Here is a 22,133-nt window from a genome sequence, read left to right as displayed (position 1 = left end):
ATATGAAGAAACTCATCCTCGTAAGACATGCAAAAAGCGACTGGCCGGAGGAAACGGAGGACTTTGACAGACCTTTGGCAGACAAAGGTCTGGAGGATGCTATGCACATGTCCAGATTCCTTAAAAACAATAATATTTCCATTGATCATTTTGTATCAAGTCCCGCAGTGCGCGCACTGAATACCTGTAAAATTTTTAATCAGGCTTATCAGCTGAACTGTTCCACTGATGAAAAATTGTACAATCCTTCGGAAAGAAGTTTTGAATCTGTAATTTATGACCTGGATGACAACCTGAAGTCCGTTGCTTTCTTCTCTCACAATAATGGAATTTCCAATTTTGCCAATTCCATTTCTGAAGATATTTTCCATTTCCCAACCTGTGGAGTGGCCGGTTTTGAAGTAGACTGTGAATCCTGGTCCGAATTTGATGGTGCTAAAAAGAAACTGCTGTTCTTTTATGAGCCCGGGAAAATATAACTTTACTTTCTCATTTTTTTATGCTGCAATAATTACCCTTCTTTTCTCATGCCAGAAACAGAAGAATACTTACTATGAGTCTATCGCAAAGAATGACATAAAGCTTTCCTCTTCACCGAAACCCGGAAGCTGGCGCTATAATCATGATGAACATTTCCAGATATTTGAAGATTTTCAGAAGTTAAAAAAAATAAAACCCAAACCTGGAAAAAACACCATTTATCTTCAACCCATCGGAAAGTTTGATGAACTTCAGAAAAAAGAAATAGCACTTACCAAAGAGTACTTAAAAATATATTTCCAGCTGGAAACAAAAATACTGCCAGCTCTACCCAATACTATCTTTCCTAAAAAGGTGAAAAGAATTTCAAAAGAAGGGCAGGAACAGATTCTGGCAGGATACGTACTGGACAGCATTCTGATCAAAAGAAAACCTAAAGATGCTGTAGTATTGATGGGAATTACAGAGAAAGATCTTTTCCCCAAACCGGAATGGAATTATGTTTTCGGACTGGCTTCTTATGAAGATGGTGTGGGAGTAACATCGATGTACAGATTTGCAAATGGTCATTTAACCGATTCAAATTTCAATGAGAGCCTTTTAAGACTAGTAAAAATAAGTTCACATGAAATTGGGCATATGTTCGGGATCAGCCACTGCCTGAATGCCAACTGTGTCATGAATGGAACCAATTCTTTACCGGAAACCGATGATCACCCGGCCAGGGCCTGCTCACTCTGCCAAAGAAAATTGAATTCAAGCATCCATTATGATCATAAGAAAAGACTTCTTGAATTAAAAAATTTCTTTGAAAAACAGCACCTTAATACAGAACTTACTTTAGTAAATCAGGATCTGAATCTTGTACAATAAATAAACTAACTTTTCTTTTACCGACTGCATATTCCCCTCCACCGGAGGGGTGGCGAAAATTCAAAGAATTTTTGACGGGGTGGTTACTTTCGGCTAAAGCCATTATCACTCTAAACATGAAAAAACGAACTTCCTTCGTCTCCGCTCAGGATGATAGCCCGTTCCTATTGAATTATATCAGTTTTAATTTTCAATTATCATTAAAATTAGTGTTATTTGTGAACAGATTAGTGCCATTCGTGGTTAACCAACAAAAAAGAACGGACCAAAGCCCGTTCTTCATAGAATATCTTTTATGCTTTCGCTTTTTACTTCTTCTTCAAATCCAGATCATCAAAATCAAAACTGAAATCCGTCACATCAGAAATAGGCTTCAATTTTGCAGATTCTGCTTTTCCGTTTTCATCATAGCTGAAAATAATGTAGGCGTCTGCATCATAGCTTCTGTCGTCCCATTTAATAATAAAGGAATTATTGGAGTAAGGAAGCAATTCCCCTTTTAATCTTGGAGAGTTTTTACATGAAATTCTGTACGTATTTCCCTGCTGCACAATTTCTACATCACCAAACCAAACGTCATTATAGGTTCCCGTAAATTGCTCTGCTTTTGGCTGAAGAGATTTTTCTTTTTTGAAGGCTTCAGATTTTGCAAAGGCCTCTTTCTTCTGCTTGTTGAACTCAGCCTCCATTTTAGACATTCTGTCGCCATATGTTTTCAGCCAGTTTCTGTCTGCTACCCCAAGGTAAGAATCTTTCACGGTATTGGTAATAGTATTGAAAGCTGCTCCGGACTGCTGGTTTGTCAATACTACAATTCCCAGTTTCATATCCGGAATTAAAGTAAACTGTGTAACCGTTCCTATCAATCCACCAGTATGCTGTATTTGTTTATGTCCTTTAACATCGCTTAAAAACCATCCTAAACCGTATCCGTAAAAGCTTGTATCATATGGGTTTTTTGCTGCCACTTTGTCTGGAATCTGAAGGCTCCAAAGTTGTTGAACATTCTTATCAGAAACCAGTTTTTCCCCGTCTTTTGTGGTGAAGTTATTCAATAAACATTCTGCCCAGGTTGTCATATCCTTGATATTACTCATGATTCCTCCTGCAGCATTCCCTGTCTCATTCCAGTCATGAGGAACAGCAATTGCTTTTCCATCTACCGGAGCGTGTGCGTCAATTTTGTTTGCTGTAGCTTTTGCTCTGTTGTAGCTTCCGAAACTTGAAGTCATACCTACAGGCTTCATTATTCTCTGTTCAATAAATTCTGCCCAGCTTAATCCTGAAACTCTGTGAATCACCTCTCCGGCTACAATAAACATGATATTGTTATAATCCAATTTTGTTCTGAAAGGATTTTCCGGTTTCAGGTATCTCACATTATGAACAATATCATTAACAGTTAAGTTTCCTCCTTCAGGAAAGAACATAAGATCTCCCTGCCCTAGTCCTAATCCGGCTCTGTGTGTAATAAGATCTTTGATCGTTACATTTTGAGAAACGTAAGGATCATACATTTGAAATTCAGGAATATATTTTGAAACTTTATCATCCCAATTCAGTTTTCCTTCATCTGCTAAGATGGCTAATGCTGTACACGTAAAACCTTTAGAATTGGAAGCAATCCCCACCAATGTATTATCATCCATAGGTTCTTTAGTAGTAAGAGAACGTACACCCAAACCTTTGGAATAGATCGTTTTCCCATCTTTTACAATTCCTACTGACATTCCCGGCACATCAAAGGTTTTCAGGGTATTTTGGATCAGCTCGTCCAGTTTTTTTTCTTCAACCTGCGCATTGGCCAATCCTACGGTCAAAAGAAAAATGAAAAAAGAAAGTTTCTGTTTCATTGTTTATTTTAATTTTCCCAAATTTACTAAATATTAACGATGCTCATTTTAGCTATGTTAAAACTTTACAATAAATCAGTTGTATTCATGAAAAAGCCTATTTGTATCTGTATTTTCTCTTTTTTCGCTATCAGTGGTATCAAAGCCCAGGACAGAACTGCCAACCCTTTGCTTTTACAAACCTGGAATCTCAGTAAAATGGACACTTATATTTATACCTATGAGAAACAGGATGGATTTGAAGCAAGAAGAGAAGGAATCAGATTTCAGAAAAATGGAAAAATAACAGGAAATCTCATTAAATCTACCTTAAGATATGATGCTTTGGAAGAACCTGTGACTAAAAATGAAAAGCCAGACCGTTACATTGGCAGCTGGAAAAAAGCTTCAGATTCTACGGTGACTTTAATATTCCCTTCCAATACCAATATGACCGGTACTTTTATTATTTCAAAGCTTACGGAGAATCAGCTGAAATTAAAAAAGGTTTTCAGTGCAGATATAGAGAAGAAAATGGATTCTATCCGAAAAACAAAAAATATTACTGACTAAGATCTCATATGAATTGATGAAAGCTTCTTTATATTTGCAGTCTTAAAAAAAGTAAAAATGGTAGTAAACAGATTATTGACTTTCTTCTTATTGATCATAAGCTGTAATTTATATTTTTCCCAGGACGTAACCATTAAGGATGATAAAGTTTTGTTGGATGGAAAGCAGATCCTGAAGGCTGAAAAAATCAATATAGCCCAGTATTCATTTTTCTCCATGAAAAATGATGAGGAAATTCTTCTTTACCGGTATATAGACAATGAAACTCCAAGCTATGTAAGTGATGATTATTTTATCCTGAATTTCCTGCCTGAAAAAACGAAAGTAGAATCAACCGATATTGCCAAAATTGCCAATTTTATGAATTCTAAAAAAGGAATGGAAAAGCTGGTAAAATGGTTATTAAAAGAAAGAGTAATCAATCATGACGGAGAACTAAATCCCGACCGTGTAGCCGTATTCAAAGATAAATACCACGAAAATATCACCGAAAGAACCCTTAGATAATGACAAAGATCCTTCTCCTTTCCGACTCTCATTCTTACATAGATGACAGAATTCTGGAATATGCTTCTCAGGCCGATGAAATATGGCATTGCGGAGATTTTGGAAGCCTGGATGTGATTGAACAGCTGGAAAAAATAAAACCTCTGAAGGGTGTTTACGGAAACATTGATAATGCTAAAATTCAGGCAGAATTTCCGGAAGTCAACCGTTTCTTATGTGAAAAGCTGGAAGTTCTGATGATCCACATTGGAGGTTATCCGGGAAGATATACCCCACTTACTAAGAAAGAAATTACAGAAAAAGCTCCGAAATTGTTTATTTCAGGGCATTCTCATATTTTGAAAGCCATGTATGATGAGAAAAACAGTCTCCTTCATCTGAATCCCGGTGCCTGTGGAAAACAGGGCTGGCATAAAGTAAGAACCATGATGCGGTTTGTAGTAGATGGTGAGGAAATCAAAGATCTGGAAGTGATTGAACTCGGACCGAGAGTTTGATGAGTGAGAGGTGTAAGAGTTGGAGGGTTGGAGAGTTTGTTTTCTATACGTTTTACTTTTTACCTTTGCACAAATAATGGGTTCAGACAATTCTTAAAAAATATGAAGATTGGCGATAAGGTTTCGGTGGTAGATGAAGATTTAAGCGGAGTAATTACTTCCGTGAAGGGAAATATTGTCGTTTTTAAAGATGAATATGGCTTTACCCATCAATATCTTAAAGAAAAGCTGGTTCCGAAAGATACAGAGCTCTATGAAAATATAAGGATTATAAGAAAAGCAGAGCCTAAAAAAGTAATTTCTAAGAAACATCAGAAAAATCATTTGGTTTTAGACCTGCATTTTCATAATTTGGTGAAGAATCCCAATGACTATGACAGCTTTGAAAGATTGTTTATCCAAAAGGAAAAACTGATTGAAGTGATTGAGTTTTGCAGAAGAAACAACCTGAAGAGACTGGAAATTGTTCATGGCATTGGTGACGGGACTTTACAGAGGATGGTTCGCGACGTATTGGAAAGCCAGGTCAATATTGATTTTTATAATAAGGAAATACTTCACCATCAATCGGGTGCGGTAATGGTAGAATTTCACTAAATTTGCAGGAATTGAAATATGAACGTACTTAATTTACTTTTTACCAAAGACGGATTGATCTATCAGATTGTTAAAAACAAAAACATTCTGGAAGAAAAGTCTTATTTCGTTACTGAAGAGACACCAGCCAATCTTATTGAGCAAAAGCTGGATGAAGTTCTTATTAAGCAGCGCTATGACGAGATCCAGGTGATTTCCGCATTTAATCATTTCACCCTGATGCCGGAAGGTTTTTCTGAGCATGAAGCAGGGTTTGACCTGATTGCCTTCAACGCTCCTGCCGACAGAGAGAAGGAAGAGCTGATGCTTTCTATCAATAAAAAATTCAATATCCAGTTTTATTATACTTTCCCGAAAAACTATTATAAGAAAATAAAAGAGCTGGCAATTCCTGTTCATTTTAATTTCTCAGGAGAAAAATTTTTAAGTTCTATCAATAATAAAACCACCAAAGAAATTCACATCAATCTTTATCATAATCAGTGTGAGTTTTTTGCGATTGATAACAAAAAAATCATTCTTTATAACAACCTGGATGTCAATTCTGAAGTAGATTTTCTTTACTTCGTCATGTTTACATTAAGCAAGATCGGTTTCGGAATCAATGAAACCAGCTTTTACGCTTATGGAGAAACTACGGAAAATGAAACCTTCATTTCCGAACTTCAGAAATTTGTTAAAAACCTGAAAATCGTTTTTGACAATATTCCAAACAAGAATTTTATACTTAACTAGGTTGCAGGCTGCAGGGATTAGGAGTTAGTTCCCAGACACAGTCACCTGCCACCTATAATCTACAACCTAAACCCTAACAAAAATATGTTCAGAATCATATCAGGCAAATGGAAAGCCAAAAAAATTGCCGCTCCTAAAAACTTTGATGTAAGACCTACCACCGATTTTGCGAAAGAGGCTTTATTCAGTATTCTGGAAAACAAATACGACATGCAGTCGATTTCCGTGCTTGATCTTTTTGCCGGTATTGGCTCTATTACTCTTGAATTTGCTTCCAGAGGATGCCAGAATATTACTTCTGTGGAAATGAATCCAAAACATACTGCATTTATCAATACTACGGCTTCTGAGCTTGACATGGCACTTCAGATCAATGTGCAGAGAGGTGATGTATTTGACTGGCTTAAAAAATTCAGAAATAAAAAATCTTTTGAGATCGTTTTCTCTGATGCTCCATTCGAAATGGAAGAGAAAAAGTACCACGAGCTGATCTCTTTGGTTTTAAACAACAAATACCTGAAAGAAAACGGAGCTCTTATTGTGGAACACCAAAGCCGTATGAAGCTGGATCATCCCAATTTAATAGATACCCGAAAATACGGAAACGTAAGTTTCAGTTTTTTTGAACCGAATAAAGAAAATAATCAGGAACTTTAATTCCTGATTATTTTTTTGGAGATGACCGGAGCTTTTTCACCCCATTTTGTAATTGCTTCCAGAACAGGCAATAACGTTTTTCCAAAGTCTGTCAATTCATATTCCACCACTAAAGGAGGTTTTTCTGTAAAAACCTTTCTGTCAACAATTCCATCCTCTTCCAATTGTTTTAGCTGTAAACTCAATGTCCTTTCTGTAATCGTAGGAATTGATTTTCTTAATTCGTTATACCTTTTAGCTCCGCCAATAAGGTGGTGCAAAATTACTGCTTTCCATTTCCCTCCTATAAATTTCATGGTGACACTGGTGCAGCAGGGATAGGATTTATTATCTATTGTATACATTTTTTATACTATCATTTTTTACCGTTATTGCAAAGTTAGTGAACTTAAATTACTTTTGTAACTATAAAAATGATAGTATAAAATTATGAACTTTTTAGATCAAATGAAAAACAGGTATACTGTAAAAAAGTATAACCCACAGGGAAAAATCAGTGAAGAACAAATTGCAGCACTTCAGGAGATTTTAAATTTAAGTCCATCATCAATTAACAGCCAGCCGTGGAATTTTATTTTCGTAAATGATCCGGAACTGAAAAAGCAATTGGGTGACAAATCTTACTTTAATAAGGAAAAAGTGTTGGACAGCAGTCACATCATTGTTTTTCAGGTGATCAAAAATATTGAAAATTTTGAAAAGCAAATTGAAGAAAACCTTCCGGAAGGTTCTGTTAATTATTACCGCACGATGGTAAAACCTAAAGGAGAAGAGGCTATAAAATCATGGCTGGGACATCAGGTATATTTGTCATTAGGAGTATTGTTGTCTGCCTGTGCAGCAATGGGAATAGATTCTACCCCAATGGAAGGCATTGAACCTGAAGGATATGATGCGGTCCTGAATAATGAAAAATATGAGACCTTATTTGCAGTAGCCATCGGGGAAAGAGATGAAGCAGATGCCAATCAGCCTAAATTTAATCCGAAGAAAAGACTGAATGCTGAAAAGGTAATTGTGGAGGCATGATTTAAACACAAACTTCACGATCTCTTTTATAACAAACACAAATGGAGTTAAACATTATTTCCCCACAGATTTCACAGAGGACACAGATTTTTACTCATCTTTTAATTCTAAAAGCATCTTATCTGTGGAATTTGTGAAATCTGCGGGCACTAAATGAAGCATAAGGTTTTATCGAAAATAAATCTTTGTGCCACAAAAACTTGATTTCCTAATGACAAAATTTAATAAAAAAAAGTCTGCTCCGGATAGCAGACTTTTGGTTTATAATACTTTCAATTCCAAATCAATTGTTTTTCCGAAGAATTTCTTAGAGATTTTTTCAAAATTTTTGGTAAGGTCTGAAAGATAGAAATGATAATTCGGTTTGTGGTTGTTATCATTTAAAAGGTTGTACTTATCCAGGATAATCTTCAGATGATTGGCTACAATATTCGGAGAATCAATGACACGGACTCTGTTTCCATAATACTGCTTGATTTCATCTATTAAAAGAGGATAATGGGTACAGCCCAAAATCAGGGTCTCAATATTTTTTAATTTACTGTTACTTAAATAATTATAAATAATAGCATGGGTGATCGGATGGTTTTTAAATCCTTCTTCAATGGCAGGCACCAGCAATGGCGTTGCCAGCTCATCCACTTTGATCCATTTATTATGCTTTCGGATGCTTTTTTTATATAATCCTGAATTTACTGTTGCTTTGGTAGCAATAACCCCTACATTATTATGGATTTCATAAGATACTTTTTCAGCAACAGGATTGATAACGTCTATGACAGGAACCTTTCCTGCAACAGATTGCATCACTTCGTTCAAAGCATTAGCTGTGGCTGTATTACAGGCAATTACAATGGCTTTACAGTTCTGCTCCAGCAGAAAATTGGTGATCTTTGTAGAATATTCAATAATCGCTTCCCTGGATTTTTCTCCGTAAGGAAGGTGCTTGGTATCCCCAAAATAGATCAGATCTTCGTTGGGAAGAAGTCTTTTGATTTCTTTCGCAACGGTAAGACCTCCTACCCCGCTGTCGAAAATTCCGATAGGCTGGCTTGGTGAAAGATGTGAATAATCTTGTTTCTTAGTTTTCAAATGAACTGAAATTTTATACAAAAATAGTGAATTTTATGGCATATCTGTATACATATAAACATTATACAATAAACAAATCCGAAGCAATTCCATCTGCCATAAACCAATGTTTTTCAGGAATTTTTAAATGGTTATTTTCAATCATTAAAATACCTTCTTCTATTTTTGGTTTGAGTGCTGCTTGAAAGTGCTCCAGTTCTCTATCTGAGAATTTATTTTTTAGACTTTCAATATCTACTCCCCAAATGGTACGCAAGCCAATCATAATCATTTCATTAAACTGATCTTCCTTGGAAAGAATTTCTTCCTCTTTGGCTAATAATTGAGCATTAAGCTTTTTGATGTATTGCTGATTGTTGGCTACGTTCCAGCTTCTGACATCAAATCCGTTATAAGAATGCGCCGAAGGCCCTATTCCAAGATATTCATTGTATTTCCAATAGGCGGAATTATGGCGTGAATAGAAGCCGGGTTTTGCAAAATTGGAGACTTCATAATGTTCAAAACCGTTGTCTTTTAAAAAGTCTGACAAATAGTAGAACTCCCTGTTCTGCTCTTCTTCTTTGGGGCTTTTTACTTTTCCTTTTGAAATCCAGCTTTCCAAAGCTGTTTTGGGTTCTACCGTTAATGCATATGATGAAATATGAGGAACTTCAAGCGCTATTGTTTTATGTAAATTTTCTTTCCATATCTCCAGACTGGAAGTCGGTGAACCGTAGATCAGATCAATACTCAGGTTTTCAAAACCGAAATCCTGAGCCCTTTTGATGGAGCTTTCTGCCTCAGAAGCACTGTGAGCCCGGTTCATCAGTTTTAAATCTTCCTCAAAAAAGCTTTGAGTACCAATAGACAGCCTGTTTACCGGTGTTCCCGACAGCTGTTTTAAAAAATTTTTATCCAGATCATCCGGATTGGCTTCCAGTGTAATTTCAATATCTTTTTCAAAGCTGAAATACCTCAAGACTTCGTCTATTAAAGAACTGATCTCATCTACAGAAAGAATGGACGGAGTTCCTCCTCCAAAATACAAAGATTTCAGGTTTCTGTTCTGCAATTCATCTTTTCTAAGCAGTATTTCTGTTTTCATCGCACGAAGCATTTCATCCTTGAAATTCAGGGATGTTGAAAAATGGAAATTACAGTAACTGCATTTTTGTTTACAGAACGGAATGTGAATATATATCATAAAAAAAGCTCTGAAATTTTTCAGAGCTCAAATTTATTTAAATTAAATTGATTAGTATCTAAATCCTCTAACATTAATAAAGTTGTCGAAGTTATATCCCAGCCCGATCATGAAGCTGTTTCCACCATAGCTCTGGATATCAGACAATCCCAGGTTATAAGTAGCTCCGATCATGAATTTGTTGAATCTTACTTTTACAATTGGAGAGATACTCAGGTTCTGATTGTCAAATCTGTTCTGAACCGTTCTGTAGCTTACCCCGAAAGAGAATGCGTTGATATCATTAGAGAATGTCGCCATAAGGTTCCAGTCGATCATTCTTGTTGAGTTTGTATTAAGGTTGATCAATGCTGACGGTGCAATTGTAATATTATCAGCAATGTTCCAGTTATATCCTAAGTTTAAGAAGAATTTAATTGGAGAAGGCTCATAGTTGTTTACGATAGAAGCATCATTACTTAATGCGATATCATTGACGGAAACCCCTCCGAATAAACCTCTGTAGGTTGCAGCCAAACCGAAGTTGGCATACACCATGAAAATGTTACTTTCTTCACCTCTTAATAACGGGTCACCTCCTTCTTCAGTATTGATTTTTGAATAATCAAAATTCATGTTATAGAAGTTAACACTTGTACCGAAAGAGAACTGGTCTTTTCTGTCTCCTTCACTACTTAGCGGAATAAAATATGAAGCACCAGCCGTGATACCGCCAGCAGAGATAGGTCCGTTACTGTCTCTGAACACGGAAATACCAGCACCTACTCTATCAAAGATATTCGCATTAATCCCGATTGACTGAACATTAGGAGAATTACTGAATTTTGAAAATTGTTGTTGATAATTGGCGTTGAGCTGTACGTAATCTGTTTTTCCGTATTGAGCTGGGTTGAACAGGAACTCACCATCCAAAAGATATTGCTGATAGTATGGTAGTGATTCTTGTGCTTTGTATGCATTTGACAAAAGAGCTAAACATACGATAGCATATAGTTTTCTCATAACAAATCTTGATTTCAATTCAACAAATATAAAAAAATTCTCAATATATTTTTAGTTTTCTAAATAATTTCTCCATTTTTTTACAGCATCCGCCATATCTTTGGGCATTGGGCTCTCAAAATATAATTCCTTCTTTGTCGTCGGGTGTATAAATCCGAGGGTATGTGCATGAAGTGCATGTCTTGGCAAAATTTCAAACACATTTTTAATAAATTGTTTGTATTTCGGAAGATTCACCCCTCTTAAAGGAGTATGTCCTTCATATCTTTCATCATTAAATAAAGTATGTCCTATATGTCTGAAGTGTGCTCTGATCTGATGTGTTCTTCCTGTCTCAAGCTTACATTCCACCCAGGTCATATATTTGAATCTTTCCAGAACCTTATAATGGGTCACAGCATGCTTCCCCTGGCTGCCATCTTCATATACAGACATCTGCATTCTGTTTTTAGGATGCCTCCCGATATGGCCTTTTATTGTACCTTCTTCATCCTTAATATTTCCCCAGACAAAAGCCCAGTACAGTCTTTTGGTAGTTCGGTTAAAGAACTGTTTGGCAAGAAAGCTCAATGCATATTCATTCTTGGCAATCACCAGCAGTCCTGATGTATCCTTATCAATCCTGTGAACAAGCCCTACCCTGTCAAGATCAGATTTCTCGCCGTTCTTTTCAAAATGATATGCCAATGCATTCACCAGTGTTCCATCCCAGTTTCCGAATCCAGGATGTACCACCATTCCGGGTTCCTTATCAACAACAACAAGGTCATCATCTTCATAAATGATATTCACAGGGATATCCTGGGGAATAATGACATTCTCCCTCGGAGGATGGGTAAGCAGTACGGAGATCTGATCTCCCGGCTTTACCCGGTAGTTCTGCTTTACCGGAGCTCCGTTCACAATCACGTTTCCGGCTCTGCAGGTTTGTGAAATTTTATTTCTTGAAGAATTCTGCCTGTAGATTAAAAGGAACTTATCAATTCTTAACGGCTCCTGTTTGCTGTCCACAGTGATATTAAGATGTTCATATAATCCTTTATTTTCCTCATCAATATCAATATTTTCAATACTGTTGGAATCTAATAATTCTTCATCTAAAAAATCTTCGTTATCTTCTGACATTGTTTTATATTTTTTACACAAAAGGCCTCAACATTTTGCAGTTGAAGCCTGTATTTTTGATATTAATCTGATCTTATTCTACGACAACCTTCTTAGCTTTTGGCTTTTGAGCAGGCTGTTGTGTAGTTGTTGCAGCCGGTTTGGCTGTACTTCCTGCAGCAGGCGTTGTAGTAGAAGTTTTAGGCTTCTCTGCACCCTGACCTGCAGGTTTAGAAGTTGCAGTCTGGGTTTTTGGGGTCTCAGTTTTCGGAACTTCAGGTTTCGGAGTTTCCCTTTTAGGGGCAGGAGCCGGTACTATCGGAGCCTCATAACTTGGCTCACTGTGTACTTCTTCATATCGTACCGGAGGAAGTGAAGTATCCACTTTCATGCGATAGATAGAATTCAGCTGTTCTACTTTAGCTCTCAGCTCTGCCGGAGTTTTCTTACTTGCCCAAAGGTCAATCTGCATTCCCTGATCACGAACATCTCCCGAAGCAGGATCCTGATAATAAATAATATCAGACTCATCCTTACCGCCGTCTTCATATTCTACCAATCCTACTTCAAACATACTCTTGGTAATAACTGCTCTCGCCTCTTTTACGGTAAGGCCTACTACATTAGGAATAGAAATATTTCTCATCGGGCCGGAACCTACCACTACGTCAATTGTAGAGAACCTTGGTAAACGGGTTCCCGGGTTTACAGCATTTCCTTTATATAATATTCTTAAAAGGGCATCTTTCTGAATACTAGGTTCATAAATTGTATCCCCGATTTTAAGACCTACCTGGTCCAATCTCTGGAAAGCCAGACCGGAATACTTATTAATAACATTAGGAACCGCAATCGGAGCCCATGTTCTCGGATTTACTTTAAGCGTTACAGTTCTTCCGTCTTTTACACGGGAACCGGGTGCAGGATACACCTGCAACACCTGGAATGGCCTGTATTTAGGATCATAATTGGCACTGTCCACTTCATATTCCAATCCTGTATCGTCTAATATTTTAACGGCATCATGTACCGATTTATTTACAATATTGGGAACAGGAATTTCCTGACCGTGATTAGTATGATATTCCAGCCAGCGAAATGTGAGCCATACTAACCCAACGAAAACACCGATGGCTACTACTAAATTCAGTAAAACTTTCCAATTGAAAAGTGATTTAAGCATACTTAAAAATACTTTAATTATAACCGCAAATATAGCTAATAATTTTAGAATGGACTTTTTATTTAACACAATTCATTTTTGATTTTAAAATTTGCCGGTTTGCCATATTTCATTGCATAAAATGATTAAATTTGCCTTAATTGATACTATATGGTTATGAACAAAAAAAGTGTTGCCGTAGTAATGGGAGGCTATTCTGATGAATATGTTGTTTCTTTAAAAAGCGGACAATTGATCTATGATTCTCTGGACAGAAATCTCTATGAAGTATATAAAGTGGTAATCCTTAAAGATGAATGGTATTTTTTAGGAGAAAATGATAAAAAATATGAGATCAACAGAGGTGATTTTTCTGTGACGTTAGATAATGGAGAAACCTTACAGTTTGATGTCTGTTTCAATATTATTCACGGAACTCCGGGAGAAAATGGAATTCTTCAGGCATACTGGGATGCAATAGGTCAAAAATATACAGGCTGTGGTTTTTATCAGAGCGCTCTTACATTCAATAAAAAAGATACACTGGCTGTACTTTCAAAATACGGAATTCCTTCTGCGAAAAGTATTTATCTGAGAAAAGGGGAAACCATCAATGTGGATGCCATTGTATCAGAACTCAAGCTTCCACTGTTCGTAAAACCCAACCAGTCGGGATCTTCTTTGGGAATTTCAAAAGTGAAAGAAAAATCTGAACTGATTGCTGCTGCTGAAATCGCATTCAAAGAAGATGATGAAATCCTGATAGAAAGTTTCTTAGACGGAATGGAAGTTTCTGTAGGTGTTATTGATTTTAAAGGAGAGACCATTGTTTTAGGAATCACTGAAATTGTTCCCACCAATGAGTTTTTCGATTACGAGGCCAAATATGAAGGCGCATCCGAAGAAATTACACCCGCAAGAATTGATGCGGAAACTACAAAAAGAGTGGAAGAAATTGCCAAAAGAGCATACAATTCATTAGGAATGAGTGGCTTTTCACGAAGTGAGTTTATTTTGATGGACGGAATTCCTTACATGCTGGAAATGAATACCAACCCTGGATTCTCGCCAGCAAGTATCCTTCCTCAACAGGCAAAACATTATGGAATTTCCATTATGGATCTTTGTGGAAATGAAGTTGAAAAAGCACTGAATAAATAATAGAGAAGTTAGAAGTTAGATATAAAATAAATCTATAACTTTTAACGGGTAATTTACAATTCAAAATCATAACCCGTACAACATGAAAATTGCTGTTTTCCCAGGGTCTTTTGACCCGATTACACTAGGACATTACGACATCATAGAAAGAGCGGCTCCGCTATTTGATAAACTCATCATTGCTATCGGCCAGAACTCCCAGAAAAAATACATGTTCCCTCTTGAAAAAAGAATGGAATTCATACAAAATTCAGTAGCAGAATTTCCCAATGTAGAAGTAGATTATTTTGAAGGACTTACCGTTGACTACTGCTTCGAAAAAAATGCACAGTACATCATCAGAGGACTTAGGAACCCCGCCGATTTCGAGTTTGAAAAAGCAATCGCCCATACAAACCGGACTTTGGCTCATAAGAAACTGGAAACCGTTTTTTTATTAACCTCATCCGGAAAATCTTTCATTAGCAGCAGTATTGTAAGAGAGATTATTAACCATGGGGGTGAATATGAACTATTGGTTCCGGAATCCGTGAGAGTGGAGCGATAAAAAAATATAATTGATGAGCGATAAATGATAATTGATATAATGGCCAAGAATTTGCTTAAGCAGAAATCATTCATCAATTATCATTTATCAACAATCATTTATAATTATATATGCACGAACAGTTTAATTTTGCCATAGAAGTCCTTGGGACCATTGCCTTTTCCATGTCGGGAAGTTTTGCAGCAATGCAGAAACGGCTTGATCCTTTCGGGGTACTTATTATTGCATTTGTAACTTCTGTAGGAGGAGGAACTGTAAGAGACCTGTTACTTGATATTCCTGTATTCTGGATGCATGATATCCTGATGTGTACCCTGATTCTGGTTACCAGCATTTTTTCAATGATATTCAAATCTCTTGAGAAAAATTTTAAAGTAACTTTATTTATTTTCGACAGCTTCGGGCTTGGCCTATTTACCATTATCGGAGTTCAGAAAGGATTGAATGCAGGAATCCATCCTATGATCTGTATCGCATTGGGAACAATTACGGGCTGTTTCGGAGGGATTATCCGGGATATATTGCTCAACAGAATTCCTTTGATTTTCAGAAAGGAAATTTATGCCACAGCATGTATCGTTGGAGGAGCAGTATTCTTATTGATGACCAAATACTCTCTCCTTTCCTACACATTTGTACAGATTCTCACTATCCTCCTTATTGTCGCTATACGAACACTTGCTGTAAAATACCATTGGCAGATGCCTAAATTTTATGGCTATGACCATAACAATTCGGAAATGTAAATTCGTGAAAAAACCATTTTTTATCATTCTTTTACTTTCTTTATTCTCCTGCAAACATGAGAGTAAATTTGATCTGCATAAAGACATTTATCATTTTTCAGACAAGATGGAAAACGGAGATACTGTCAAAATAATAACTGATCTTTCAGCCTGCATGTTCTTCGCATCTGAGACATATACTTTTACCAAACAGAATGACACTCTGTTTCTTGAGAAGTACTCTGAAGTATCATCTCATAGTAAAAGAACACAAACATTACCTAAAGAATCTACAAAGTAAAAGCAAGCGATCCTCTATCTTTTGAAAGTTATCTTAAATTCCTGAATAAAGAAGATAAACCGCATGAGAAAGGAGATTTCCCGTTGGTCACTGTAATGTATAAAAAACAGAGTTGTAAATTTTATGATGATGGGCTCCGAGATAAATTTATAAAGCATGATAGCTTGTTTGCCGTAAAGGAAAACATTTACCCAAAAGATACTTTTTTTAAACAGGAAGCACCTCCACCTCCTCCCATCATAAAAAACAAAAAGTCCTGAAAATTCAGGGCTTTATATATTGTATGTTCAGGTTGATTAGAAGAATTTCCCTCTGTTTCTCATATTAGGATTGTGCATATGCTTCTGCATGGTCGGCATCTTCAGCTGTTCTTTCATCATTTTGATCTGATCAGTCATCATTCCTGCACTGTCTAATCTTTTTGCTTCTTCAAGCAGCTTCTGGCCTTCCTGCTTTCTTCCTTTAGAAATAGCTGCTGCTGCAAGATTTAAAGTAGCCATTGCTCTGTCATGCTTCATATTCAAACCATATTCCAGCGCTTTCTTCATGAAAGGTTCTACTTTTGCAGGATGGTCCTGAGCTTGAGTCAATCCTGATAAATAGTGGTAATATCCGTATTGAGTCTTATGAAGCTGGCCTTTATAATCTGTAATTTTTGATAACCATTCTCCGGCTTTCTCCATATTCTGTTTTCTCAATTGCCAGAATGCCAGCAAGATATATTCATTCTTAAAAAATAGTAAGATCGGAAATGCAGCCAAAAGGAAGATAACAATACCCCAGCCCAGATTTCTTGTGAAAATCATCATACAAAGTCCTGCCAGGATAAGAAGTGCTGCTATTGCAATTTTTATGTATTTATTCATTATTAAATTTTAGAAGTGCAAAGATAAATAAATTAGAGATTAGAAGCTAGAAGTTAGAGGTTAGAATTCCTGTAACTATTCGCTCTTTATTCTTTCAAACGTCTGGAAACAGAAATCATAGCCGTTTTTTTCATCTTTTTCATGGCAGATTTCGTTTGTCATTTTCCAGGTGTTAGGATCTATTTTCGGGAAGAATGTATCCGCTTCAAGATCTGCTTTCACCAAAGTAACCTCCAGTTTGTCTACTAGATCCATAGTCTGCTCATAGATGTTTCCGCCACCGATAACGAAAACTTCTTCATCAATTTTTTTTGCAAATTTCAATGCTTCCTTGATGCTTCCTACAATAAGAATTCCTTCTTCAAACCAGTCTTTCTTTCTTGAAACAACAATGTTGGTACGGTTTGGAAGAGGCTTTCCGATACTTTCGTATGTTTTTCTTCCCATAATAATCGGATGTCCTGAAGTAATATCTTTAAAATGTTTCAAATCTTTTGGAAGATGCCAAAGCAACTGATTTTCAAAACCAATTTCATTTTTCTCTCCCATTGCCACCACTATTGTTGTCATTCAAATAATTTTTTACAAAATTAGCACATAATTTGTATATTTGGTTAGCACAAAAAATTTAAAAAAATAAACTATGAAAAATAAAGGATGTCTGGGTGCAGGAACCATTGGTATTGCCCTTCTTATTATTGTTGCCGTACTGTTCTTCTGGGGAAAAAGCGGATATAACAGTTTTGTCAACAAAGAACAGACTGTAAACGCAAAATGGTCCAATGTAGAGACTGTATATCAGAAAAGAGCCAATCTTATTCCGAATCTGGAAAGAACCGTAAAATCGTATTCAAAATTTGAACAGGAAACGTTGACCCAGGTTGTGGAAGCACGTTCCAAAGCAACTTCTATCAATATTGATCCTACGAATATGACTGAAGCAGATTTGGCCAAATTCCAGGCGGCACAGGGAGAATTATCCGGAGCGTTGAGCAGATTGATGGCCGTGGTGGAATCTTATCCCAACTTAAAAGCAGACCAGCAGTATATCAACTTCCAGAGAGAATACACTGCTATAGAAAACAGTATCAGAACTGAAACTGTTTATTATAATGATGCTGCAAAGGATTACAATACTTCCATCAAAACTTTCCCGAATAATATTCTGGCGAATTTTACCAATTTTAAAGAAAAACCTTATTTCAAAGCTGATGCAGGAGCTCAGAAAGCCCCTGAAGTATTCAAATAATAATGGGTAATTTCCTAACAAATCAACAAATCGCTTCCCTTGTGGAAGCGATTCAGTCTGCGGAAGATCATTCTACGGGAGAGATCAGGGTACATATTGATTCCAATACAGAAAACCGCGATGCCAAAACTGCATTTGAAGTTTTCAAAAAACTCGGTATGGACAAAACCGCTGCCAGAAATGCGGTGCTTTTCCATGTCAATTTCGAGCAGAAATATCTTACCATTATCGGAGATATCGGAATCCATGAAAAAGTAAAACAGTCGTACTGGGATCATCTTCACGATTATATCACTGCTGAATTTGCCAAAGGAAATTATTATCAGGCACTGAAAAGTGCTATCCTGGAAACAGGACTTGAACTCAAAAAACATTTTCCTGTAGAAGGAGAAAATCCAAACCAACTCCCAAATGAAATTACGTTCTCTTAAAATAGTATTTTCATTTTTATTGCTCTGCTTTTACACTTTTGTATCAGCACAATATACTATTCCCGAAAAACCTGCAGTGCTGTATCCTGTTTTTGATGAAGCCGGATTGCTTTCCCAGCAGGAAAAAGATGCGCTTAATAATAAGCTGATCAAGTTTGCAGATTCTACCTCAACGGAGATTGAAGTAGTGATCATCCGCTCCACCAAAGGAGAAGATGTAAATTTTCTGGCAACCATGTTTGGTGAGAAATGGAAAATCGGGAAAAAAGGAGTGGATAATGGAGTGGTTTTTCTTGTTGCAACAGAAGACAGAACAATGTCTATCCAGCAGGGACGTGCTGTAGAACAATACCTTACCGCTTCAGTAGCAGGACAGATCCTGGATTATATCGTCACCCCTAATTTTAAGAAAGGACTTTGGTATGAGGGGATCAATGGAGGAACCTCAGCTATTATGGAAGCTGTTCAGGGGAAATTCAAACCTGTGGCAACAACGGCTCCTTCCGGTAACGGGAGTGCTTTTAAAGTTCTTATCATAGCTTTTATTATTTTCATCATTATTGCGATCCTTTTTGGTAACAGAGGTGGCGGACGTGGCGGAAATAATGACGACGACGATGATGTGATCATTACCCGAAGAGGACGCAGAAATTATCCTGGCGGTTTCTTCCCATTCCCCGGCAGCTTCGGCGGCGGCGGCTTTGGTGGTGGAAGTTCCGGCGGCGGTGGCGGATTCGGGGGCTTCGGCGGCGGCGGAAGCTTCGGCGGTGGTGGTGCTTCCGGAGGATGGTAGTTCTAGGGATTAAAAATCTATGGTAAAAATAGAAATCTTAAGACTACTTTTTAATCTGTTAATATTCTTTAATCTTCTCTATACTCATTTTTTCAACTCATTTCTAAAAACAAATTTAGTATTGAGCTCTTATCATTTTTTCATTAATATTATCTTCAATATTGAATGTTTTGTTTTTTTATTTAAATGATAAAAAAAACCAATGTTATTCACTTAATATTAACAATAAATTCAATTTTACATATTAAAAAAATAATAAAAGCGTTAAAAAACTCCCTTTTAGTCAATATTTTTTATTATATTTACTGAAAACAGGATAATGAAGAAGACGCTGGTAATATTTGCACACCCTTACCTGGAGCACTCCAATTCGAATGTAGAGCTTATCAATTTCTACGTTCGCCACCAGCATTATACCTTAAGAGATCTTTATGAAGAATATCCTGACTTTCATATAGCCGCTTTCAGAGAAAGAAAACGTCTTAAAAATTATAACCGGTTTATTTTCCAGTTTCCTCTGATATGGTTCGGAATGCCTCCACTTCTCAGATTATGGATTGATGAAGTTTTTGACAGAGACTGGCTCAAAGAAGGTGAACACAATCCACTGGAAGGAAAAGAGGTCTATATTCTGATAACCACCGGTGGAAAAGAACGGTCTTTCAGCAAAACAGGGACCTATCAATATACCATAGAAGAACTGATCAGCGGACTGATTGTTTCCTTAAGGGTTTTCAAAGCAGATATCAGGCACATCAAAATCGTGTACGAAGCCAATAAATTGTCTAAAAAAGAAATCATTTTACATAAAAAAGAATTTACAGAACTCCTCAATCAATAGCTTATGGAATCCAGCTTAGCGATGAATACATTAATTTTTCTGGGTGTAGCCATTATTATGGTTCCATTGGCCAGGAAATTAGGATTGAGCTCTGTGATCGGTTATATTTTGGGTGGCATCATTATAGGTCCGTATGTACTCAGGCTTACAGGAAAAAATGTAGATGACATCATGCATGCTAGTGAATTTGGAGTCATCATGCTGTTATTCCTGGTAGGGCTGGAACTGGAACCCCGGAAGTTCTGGGAAATGCGGAAAAAAATAATGGGTCTGGGACTTTCTCAGATGGCACTGACTATTCTTTTACTTTTCCTTGTGTTTATAAGTGTGGGCTGGAGGCTGGACAAAGCCATTACTATTGCCATGTGTTTCGCCCTATCCTCCACAGCAATTGTTCTGCAGACCCTGCAGGAAAATAACAATCTCAAAACTACAGCCGGAGAGGCCTCATTTTCTACCCTTTTGTTCCAGGACATCTCGGTGATTCCTATTTTGGCCATCCTTCCTATTGTAGCCAATTATAAAGCCAAGGCTCATGATAATGAGATTCAGATTCTGATCCAAAAGCTGCCGGAATGGCTTCAGGCCGGAACTGTAATCTTCGGAGTGGCATTGCTTATTTTACTGGGCAGATATATTTTTGTACCCTTCCTGCGCTATGTTTCAAAGTCGGGAATGACAGAACTTTTAACTGCCTCTTCTCTATTCCTCGTTATTGGGGTTTCAGAGCTGATGGTGGTTATCGGCCTTTCCCCTGCATTGGGGGCTTTCCTTGCGGGCGTAATGCTTGCCAACAGTGAATTCCGTCACGAGCTGGAAGCACAGATCAATCCGTTCAAAGGACTTTTATTAGCTGTCTTTTTTGTCAGTGTAGGATCAACCATCAACTTTAACGTTATTCAGAAAGATCCGTTATTTCTCTTCAGTACTGTTTTTGCTGTGCTGGCCGTAAAGTTTTCGGTTTTATACGCCATCGGGAAATTTTTCAGGATAGATACTTCTCAGAGTCTTTTTTATGCATTTGCGCTTTCTCAGGTGGGAGAGTTTGCATTTGTCCTGCTTAATTATGCATCCGATCTATATTTGTTAGGCCCCGAAATGAATGCCCAAATGATGGCTGTTACAGCAATTACAATGTGTATCACTCCTGTTCTTCTTATTATCAACGATAGATTTATTACTCCGAAATTCATTAAAGAAATTCCTGAAGAGGAGCATGATTTTAATATCCTGGGAAGTGATGTCATCCAAAAAAAAATCATTATTGTAGGTTTTGGACACTTCGGAAGTACAGTGGGACGTCTTTTAAAAGCCAATAAAATTCCCGCTACGGTCCTGGACCGGGACTCTGATCGGGTAAAACTGCTCAGAAGCTACGGCTTTAAAGTATATTATGGTGATGCTACCAGAATCCCCATTTTAAGAGCTGCGGGAATTGAAGATGCTGAAATTCTGGTTTTATGCCTGGATGATCCGGATGATAATAAGTTTATTGCAGAACTTGTGCGTGAGCACTATCCTGATGTGAAAATTTTTGTAAGAGCTAAAAACAGGATTGATGCCTATGATTATCTTAACACCGGCATTAATCATATTTACCGTGAAACATTAGGAACAGCGGTTGATATGGCCGTGGATGTGCTTCATGAAACGGGAATGAGAAAATATGCGGCAAGGCGTCTCGGGCAAAGATTTATGGCTATTGACAAGGCATCCATCAGAAAGCTGGCCAAAATGAAGGAAAATGATGATGATATTGCATTGTTTACTACAAAAGAAATCCTCCAGCGTGAGGAGGAATTATTAGCTTACGATAATCTTAATTTTGATAATAAAAACTGGGAAGGCTCCTCATCCGCTGATGAAGAAGATGAGGATGAATCCCAGGATTAG

At 37.1% G+C, this 22,133-nt stretch carries 27 protein-coding genes; 18 read left to right on the top strand and 9 right to left on the bottom strand.

Annotated elements, in window-relative coordinates; translation table 11 throughout:
• Positions 1–2 precede the first annotated feature (2 nt).
• Positions 3–479 (top strand): SixA phosphatase family protein, encoded by a 477-nt coding sequence (locus ACP3T3_RS18125; protein WP_426477164.1) that lies wholly within the window; start codon positions 3–5, stop codon positions 477–479.
• Complete coding sequence (locus tag ACP3T3_RS18120) at positions 460–1,353, top strand: archaemetzincin (RefSeq protein WP_426477163.1); 894 nt, start codon at positions 460–462, stop codon at positions 1,351–1,353. Before ACP3T3_RS18125 ends, ACP3T3_RS18120 begins: the two co-directional genes overlap by 20 nt.
• 308 nt (positions 1,354–1,661) lie before the next feature.
• On the opposite strand, the gene ACP3T3_RS18115 is transcribed toward ACP3T3_RS18120, so the two are convergent.
• Positions 1,662–3,206, bottom strand: a complete 1,545-nt coding sequence (locus ACP3T3_RS18115) for a serine hydrolase (RefSeq protein WP_426477162.1) — start codon at positions 3,204–3,206, stop codon at positions 1,662–1,664.
• Between the two features lie 87 nt (positions 3,207–3,293).
• On the opposite strand from ACP3T3_RS18115, the gene ACP3T3_RS18110 reads away from it, so the two are divergent.
• From ACP3T3_RS18110 to ACP3T3_RS18085, 6 genes are all read left to right on the top strand, one after another.
• Positions 3,294–3,758 (top strand): hypothetical protein, encoded by a 465-nt coding sequence (locus tag ACP3T3_RS18110; protein ID WP_426477161.1) that lies wholly within the window; start codon positions 3,294–3,296, stop codon positions 3,756–3,758.
• A gap of 57 nt (positions 3,759–3,815) precedes the next feature.
• Positions 3,816–4,265 (top strand): hypothetical protein, encoded by a 450-nt coding sequence (locus ACP3T3_RS18105; protein ID WP_426477160.1) that lies wholly within the window; start codon positions 3,816–3,818, stop codon positions 4,263–4,265.
• Positions 4,265–4,762 carry a metallophosphoesterase family protein gene (locus ACP3T3_RS18100; RefSeq protein WP_426477159.1) on the top strand — a complete coding sequence of 166 codons (498 nt, stop codon included), beginning with the start codon at positions 4,265–4,267 and terminating at the stop codon, positions 4,760–4,762. Before ACP3T3_RS18105 ends, ACP3T3_RS18100 begins: the two co-directional genes overlap by 1 nt.
• Before the next feature lie 102 nt (positions 4,763–4,864).
• Positions 4,865–5,359 carry a Smr/MutS family protein gene (locus tag ACP3T3_RS18095; RefSeq protein WP_426477158.1) on the top strand — a complete coding sequence of 165 codons (495 nt, stop codon included), beginning with the start codon at positions 4,865–4,867 and terminating at the stop codon, positions 5,357–5,359.
• Positions 5,360–5,377: 18 nt separating this feature from the next.
• Complete coding sequence (locus ACP3T3_RS18090) at positions 5,378–6,094, top strand: DUF3822 family protein (protein WP_426477157.1); 717 nt, start codon at positions 5,378–5,380, stop codon at positions 6,092–6,094.
• 84 nt (positions 6,095–6,178) lie between these two features.
• A complete protein-coding gene (locus ACP3T3_RS18085; RefSeq protein WP_426477156.1) occupies positions 6,179–6,751 on the top strand; it encodes an RsmD family RNA methyltransferase in 573 nt (190 codons plus the stop codon).
• Here the strand turns inward: ACP3T3_RS18085 and ACP3T3_RS18080 are convergent.
• Positions 6,748–7,095 (bottom strand): winged helix-turn-helix transcriptional regulator, encoded by a 348-nt coding sequence (locus ACP3T3_RS18080; RefSeq protein WP_426477155.1) that lies wholly within the window; start codon positions 7,093–7,095, stop codon positions 6,748–6,750. The genes ACP3T3_RS18085 and ACP3T3_RS18080 overlap by 4 nt on opposite strands.
• 85 nt (positions 7,096–7,180) lie before the next feature.
• Between ACP3T3_RS18080 and ACP3T3_RS18075 the strand changes: the two genes are divergently transcribed.
• Positions 7,181–7,780 carry a nitroreductase family protein gene (locus ACP3T3_RS18075; protein WP_426477154.1) on the top strand — a complete coding sequence of 200 codons (600 nt, stop codon included), beginning with the start codon at positions 7,181–7,183 and terminating at the stop codon, positions 7,778–7,780.
• Positions 7,781–8,041: 261 nt separating this feature from the next.
• Here the strand turns inward: ACP3T3_RS18075 and murI are convergent, their stop codons facing one another.
• The 5 genes from murI to ACP3T3_RS18050 form a co-directional block, all read right to left on the bottom strand.
• Complete coding sequence (murI, locus tag ACP3T3_RS18070; RefSeq protein ID WP_426477153.1) at positions 8,042–8,872, bottom strand: glutamate racemase; 831 nt, start codon at positions 8,870–8,872, stop codon at positions 8,042–8,044.
• 61 nt (positions 8,873–8,933) lie between these two features.
• The gene (gene hemW, locus ACP3T3_RS18065) at positions 8,934–10,058 is read right to left on the bottom strand and encodes a radical SAM family heme chaperone HemW (RefSeq protein WP_426477152.1); all 1,125 of its coding nucleotides are present in this window, start codon (positions 10,056–10,058) and stop codon (positions 8,934–8,936) included.
• A 51-nt stretch (positions 10,059–10,109) separates the two neighbouring features.
• Positions 10,110–11,060: a PorP/SprF family type IX secretion system membrane protein gene (locus ACP3T3_RS18060; protein WP_232722017.1), complete on the bottom strand. Its 951-nt coding sequence runs from the start codon at positions 11,058–11,060 to the stop codon at positions 10,110–10,112.
• A 51-nt stretch (positions 11,061–11,111) separates the two neighbouring features.
• Positions 11,112–12,185 carry an RluA family pseudouridine synthase gene (locus ACP3T3_RS18055; protein ID WP_426477151.1) on the bottom strand — a complete coding sequence of 358 codons (1,074 nt, stop codon included), beginning with the start codon at positions 12,183–12,185 and terminating at the stop codon, positions 11,112–11,114.
• Positions 12,186–12,258: 73 nt separating this feature from the next.
• Positions 12,259–13,347 (bottom strand): PASTA domain-containing protein, encoded by a 1,089-nt coding sequence (locus ACP3T3_RS18050; protein WP_426477150.1) that lies wholly within the window; start codon positions 13,345–13,347, stop codon positions 12,259–12,261.
• A gap of 156 nt (positions 13,348–13,503) precedes the next feature.
• On the opposite strand from ACP3T3_RS18050, the gene ACP3T3_RS18045 reads away from it, so the two are divergent.
• From ACP3T3_RS18045 to ACP3T3_RS18030, 4 genes are all read left to right on the top strand, one after another.
• Positions 13,504–14,487, top strand: a complete 984-nt coding sequence (locus ACP3T3_RS18045; protein ID WP_426477149.1) for a D-alanine--D-alanine ligase — start codon at positions 13,504–13,506, stop codon at positions 14,485–14,487.
• Between the two features lie 82 nt (positions 14,488–14,569).
• Positions 14,570–15,034: a pantetheine-phosphate adenylyltransferase gene (gene coaD / locus ACP3T3_RS18040; RefSeq protein WP_002983612.1), complete on the top strand. Its 465-nt coding sequence runs from the start codon at positions 14,570–14,572 to the stop codon at positions 15,032–15,034.
• 110 nt (positions 15,035–15,144) lie between these two features.
• Complete coding sequence (locus ACP3T3_RS18035; protein ID WP_413960411.1) at positions 15,145–15,780, top strand: trimeric intracellular cation channel family protein; 636 nt, start codon at positions 15,145–15,147, stop codon at positions 15,778–15,780.
• Between the two features lie 4 nt (positions 15,781–15,784).
• A complete protein-coding gene (locus ACP3T3_RS18030) occupies positions 15,785–16,060 on the top strand; it encodes a hypothetical protein (protein WP_426477148.1) in 276 nt (91 codons plus the stop codon).
• 296 nt (positions 16,061–16,356) lie between these two features.
• Here ACP3T3_RS18030 and ACP3T3_RS18025 read toward each other — a convergent pair whose 3' ends face one another.
• Together ACP3T3_RS18025 and ACP3T3_RS18020 are read right to left on the bottom strand one after the other, a co-directional pair.
• Positions 16,357–16,926, bottom strand: a complete 570-nt coding sequence (locus tag ACP3T3_RS18025) for a DUF2892 domain-containing protein (protein ID WP_426477147.1) — start codon at positions 16,924–16,926, stop codon at positions 16,357–16,359.
• 75 nt (positions 16,927–17,001) lie between these two features.
• Positions 17,002–17,496, bottom strand: a complete 495-nt coding sequence (locus ACP3T3_RS18020; protein WP_426477146.1) for a dihydrofolate reductase — start codon at positions 17,494–17,496, stop codon at positions 17,002–17,004.
• A 73-nt stretch (positions 17,497–17,569) separates the two neighbouring features.
• Here ACP3T3_RS18020 and ACP3T3_RS18015 point away from each other — a divergent pair, with 73 nt between their 5' ends.
• From ACP3T3_RS18015 to ACP3T3_RS17995, 5 genes are all read left to right on the top strand, one after another.
• Positions 17,570–18,175, top strand: a complete 606-nt coding sequence (locus ACP3T3_RS18015; protein WP_066690947.1) for a LemA family protein — start codon at positions 17,570–17,572, stop codon at positions 18,173–18,175.
• 2 nt (positions 18,176–18,177) lie between these two features.
• On the top strand, positions 18,178–18,606 hold the full coding sequence (locus tag ACP3T3_RS18010; RefSeq protein WP_426477145.1) for a TPM domain-containing protein: 429 nt from the start codon (positions 18,178–18,180) through the stop codon (positions 18,604–18,606).
• Positions 18,587–19,399, top strand: a complete 813-nt coding sequence (locus ACP3T3_RS18005; RefSeq protein WP_426477144.1) for a TPM domain-containing protein — start codon at positions 18,587–18,589, stop codon at positions 19,397–19,399. The genes ACP3T3_RS18010 and ACP3T3_RS18005 overlap by 20 nt, the downstream gene beginning before the upstream one ends.
• A gap of 319 nt (positions 19,400–19,718) precedes the next feature.
• Positions 19,719–20,240 (top strand): NAD(P)H-dependent oxidoreductase, encoded by a 522-nt coding sequence (locus tag ACP3T3_RS18000; protein WP_426477143.1) that lies wholly within the window; start codon positions 19,719–19,721, stop codon positions 20,238–20,240.
• A gap of 3 nt (positions 20,241–20,243) precedes the next feature.
• Complete coding sequence (locus ACP3T3_RS17995; protein ID WP_426477142.1) at positions 20,244–22,133, top strand: monovalent cation:proton antiporter-2 (CPA2) family protein; 1,890 nt, start codon at positions 20,244–20,246, stop codon at positions 22,131–22,133.

It is taken from the genome of Chryseobacterium sp. CBSDS_008, from assembly GCF_049959325.1.
Classification (GTDB): Bacteria; Bacteroidota; Bacteroidia; order Flavobacteriales; family Weeksellaceae; genus Chryseobacterium.
This window is presented reverse-complemented; position numbering and strand designations above follow the sequence as displayed.

Coding starts and splice junctions, on each gene's coding strand:
- ACP3T3_RS18090 (WP_426477157.1), top strand. CDS start 5,378: ATGAACGTACTTAATTTACTTTTTACCAAAGACGGATTGATCTATCAG.
- ACP3T3_RS18120 (WP_426477163.1), top strand. CDS start 460: ATGAGCCCGGGAAAATATAACTTTACTTTCTCATTTTTTTATGCTGCA.
- ACP3T3_RS18015 (WP_066690947.1), top strand. CDS start 17,570: ATGAAAAATAAAGGATGTCTGGGTGCAGGAACCATTGGTATTGCCCTT.
- ACP3T3_RS18010 (WP_426477145.1), top strand. CDS start 18,178: ATGGGTAATTTCCTAACAAATCAACAAATCGCTTCCCTTGTGGAAGCG.
- ACP3T3_RS18100 (WP_426477159.1), top strand. CDS start 4,265: ATGACAAAGATCCTTCTCCTTTCCGACTCTCATTCTTACATAGATGAC.
- ACP3T3_RS18000 (WP_426477143.1), top strand. CDS start 19,719: ATGAAGAAGACGCTGGTAATATTTGCACACCCTTACCTGGAGCACTCC.
- ACP3T3_RS17995 (WP_426477142.1), top strand. CDS start 20,244: ATGGAATCCAGCTTAGCGATGAATACATTAATTTTTCTGGGTGTAGCC.
- ACP3T3_RS18110 (WP_426477161.1), top strand. CDS start 3,294: ATGAAAAAGCCTATTTGTATCTGTATTTTCTCTTTTTTCGCTATCAGT.
- ACP3T3_RS18005 (WP_426477144.1), top strand. CDS start 18,587: ATGAAATTACGTTCTCTTAAAATAGTATTTTCATTTTTATTGCTCTGC.
- ACP3T3_RS18105 (WP_426477160.1), top strand. CDS start 3,816: ATGGTAGTAAACAGATTATTGACTTTCTTCTTATTGATCATAAGCTGT.
- ACP3T3_RS18125 (WP_426477164.1), top strand. CDS start 3: ATGAAGAAACTCATCCTCGTAAGACATGCAAAAAGCGACTGGCCGGAG.
- ACP3T3_RS18080 (WP_426477155.1), bottom strand. CDS start 7,095: ATGTATACAATAGATAATAAATCCTATCCCTGCTGCACCAGTGTCACC.
- ACP3T3_RS18075 (WP_426477154.1), top strand. CDS start 7,181: ATGAACTTTTTAGATCAAATGAAAAACAGGTATACTGTAAAAAAGTAT.
- ACP3T3_RS18055 (WP_426477151.1), bottom strand. CDS start 12,185: ATGTCAGAAGATAACGAAGATTTTTTAGATGAAGAATTATTAGATTCC.
- ACP3T3_RS18050 (WP_426477150.1), bottom strand. CDS start 13,347: ATGCTTAAATCACTTTTCAATTGGAAAGTTTTACTGAATTTAGTAGTA.
- ACP3T3_RS18045 (WP_426477149.1), top strand. CDS start 13,504: ATGAACAAAAAAAGTGTTGCCGTAGTAATGGGAGGCTATTCTGATGAA.
- ACP3T3_RS18035 (WP_413960411.1), top strand. CDS start 15,145: ATGCACGAACAGTTTAATTTTGCCATAGAAGTCCTTGGGACCATTGCC.
- ACP3T3_RS18025 (WP_426477147.1), bottom strand. CDS start 16,926: ATGAATAAATACATAAAAATTGCAATAGCAGCACTTCTTATCCTGGCA.
- hemW (WP_426477152.1), bottom strand. CDS start 10,058: ATGATATATATTCACATTCCGTTCTGTAAACAAAAATGCAGTTACTGT.
- ACP3T3_RS18095 (WP_426477158.1), top strand. CDS start 4,865: ATGAAGATTGGCGATAAGGTTTCGGTGGTAGATGAAGATTTAAGCGGA.
- ACP3T3_RS18085 (WP_426477156.1), top strand. CDS start 6,179: ATGTTCAGAATCATATCAGGCAAATGGAAAGCCAAAAAAATTGCCGCT.
- ACP3T3_RS18020 (WP_426477146.1), bottom strand. CDS start 17,496: ATGACAACAATAGTGGTGGCAATGGGAGAGAAAAATGAAATTGGTTTT.
- ACP3T3_RS18115 (WP_426477162.1), bottom strand. CDS start 3,206: ATGAAACAGAAACTTTCTTTTTTCATTTTTCTTTTGACCGTAGGATTG.
- ACP3T3_RS18060 (WP_232722017.1), bottom strand. CDS start 11,060: ATGAGAAAACTATATGCTATCGTATGTTTAGCTCTTTTGTCAAATGCA.
- coaD (WP_002983612.1), top strand. CDS start 14,570: ATGAAAATTGCTGTTTTCCCAGGGTCTTTTGACCCGATTACACTAGGA.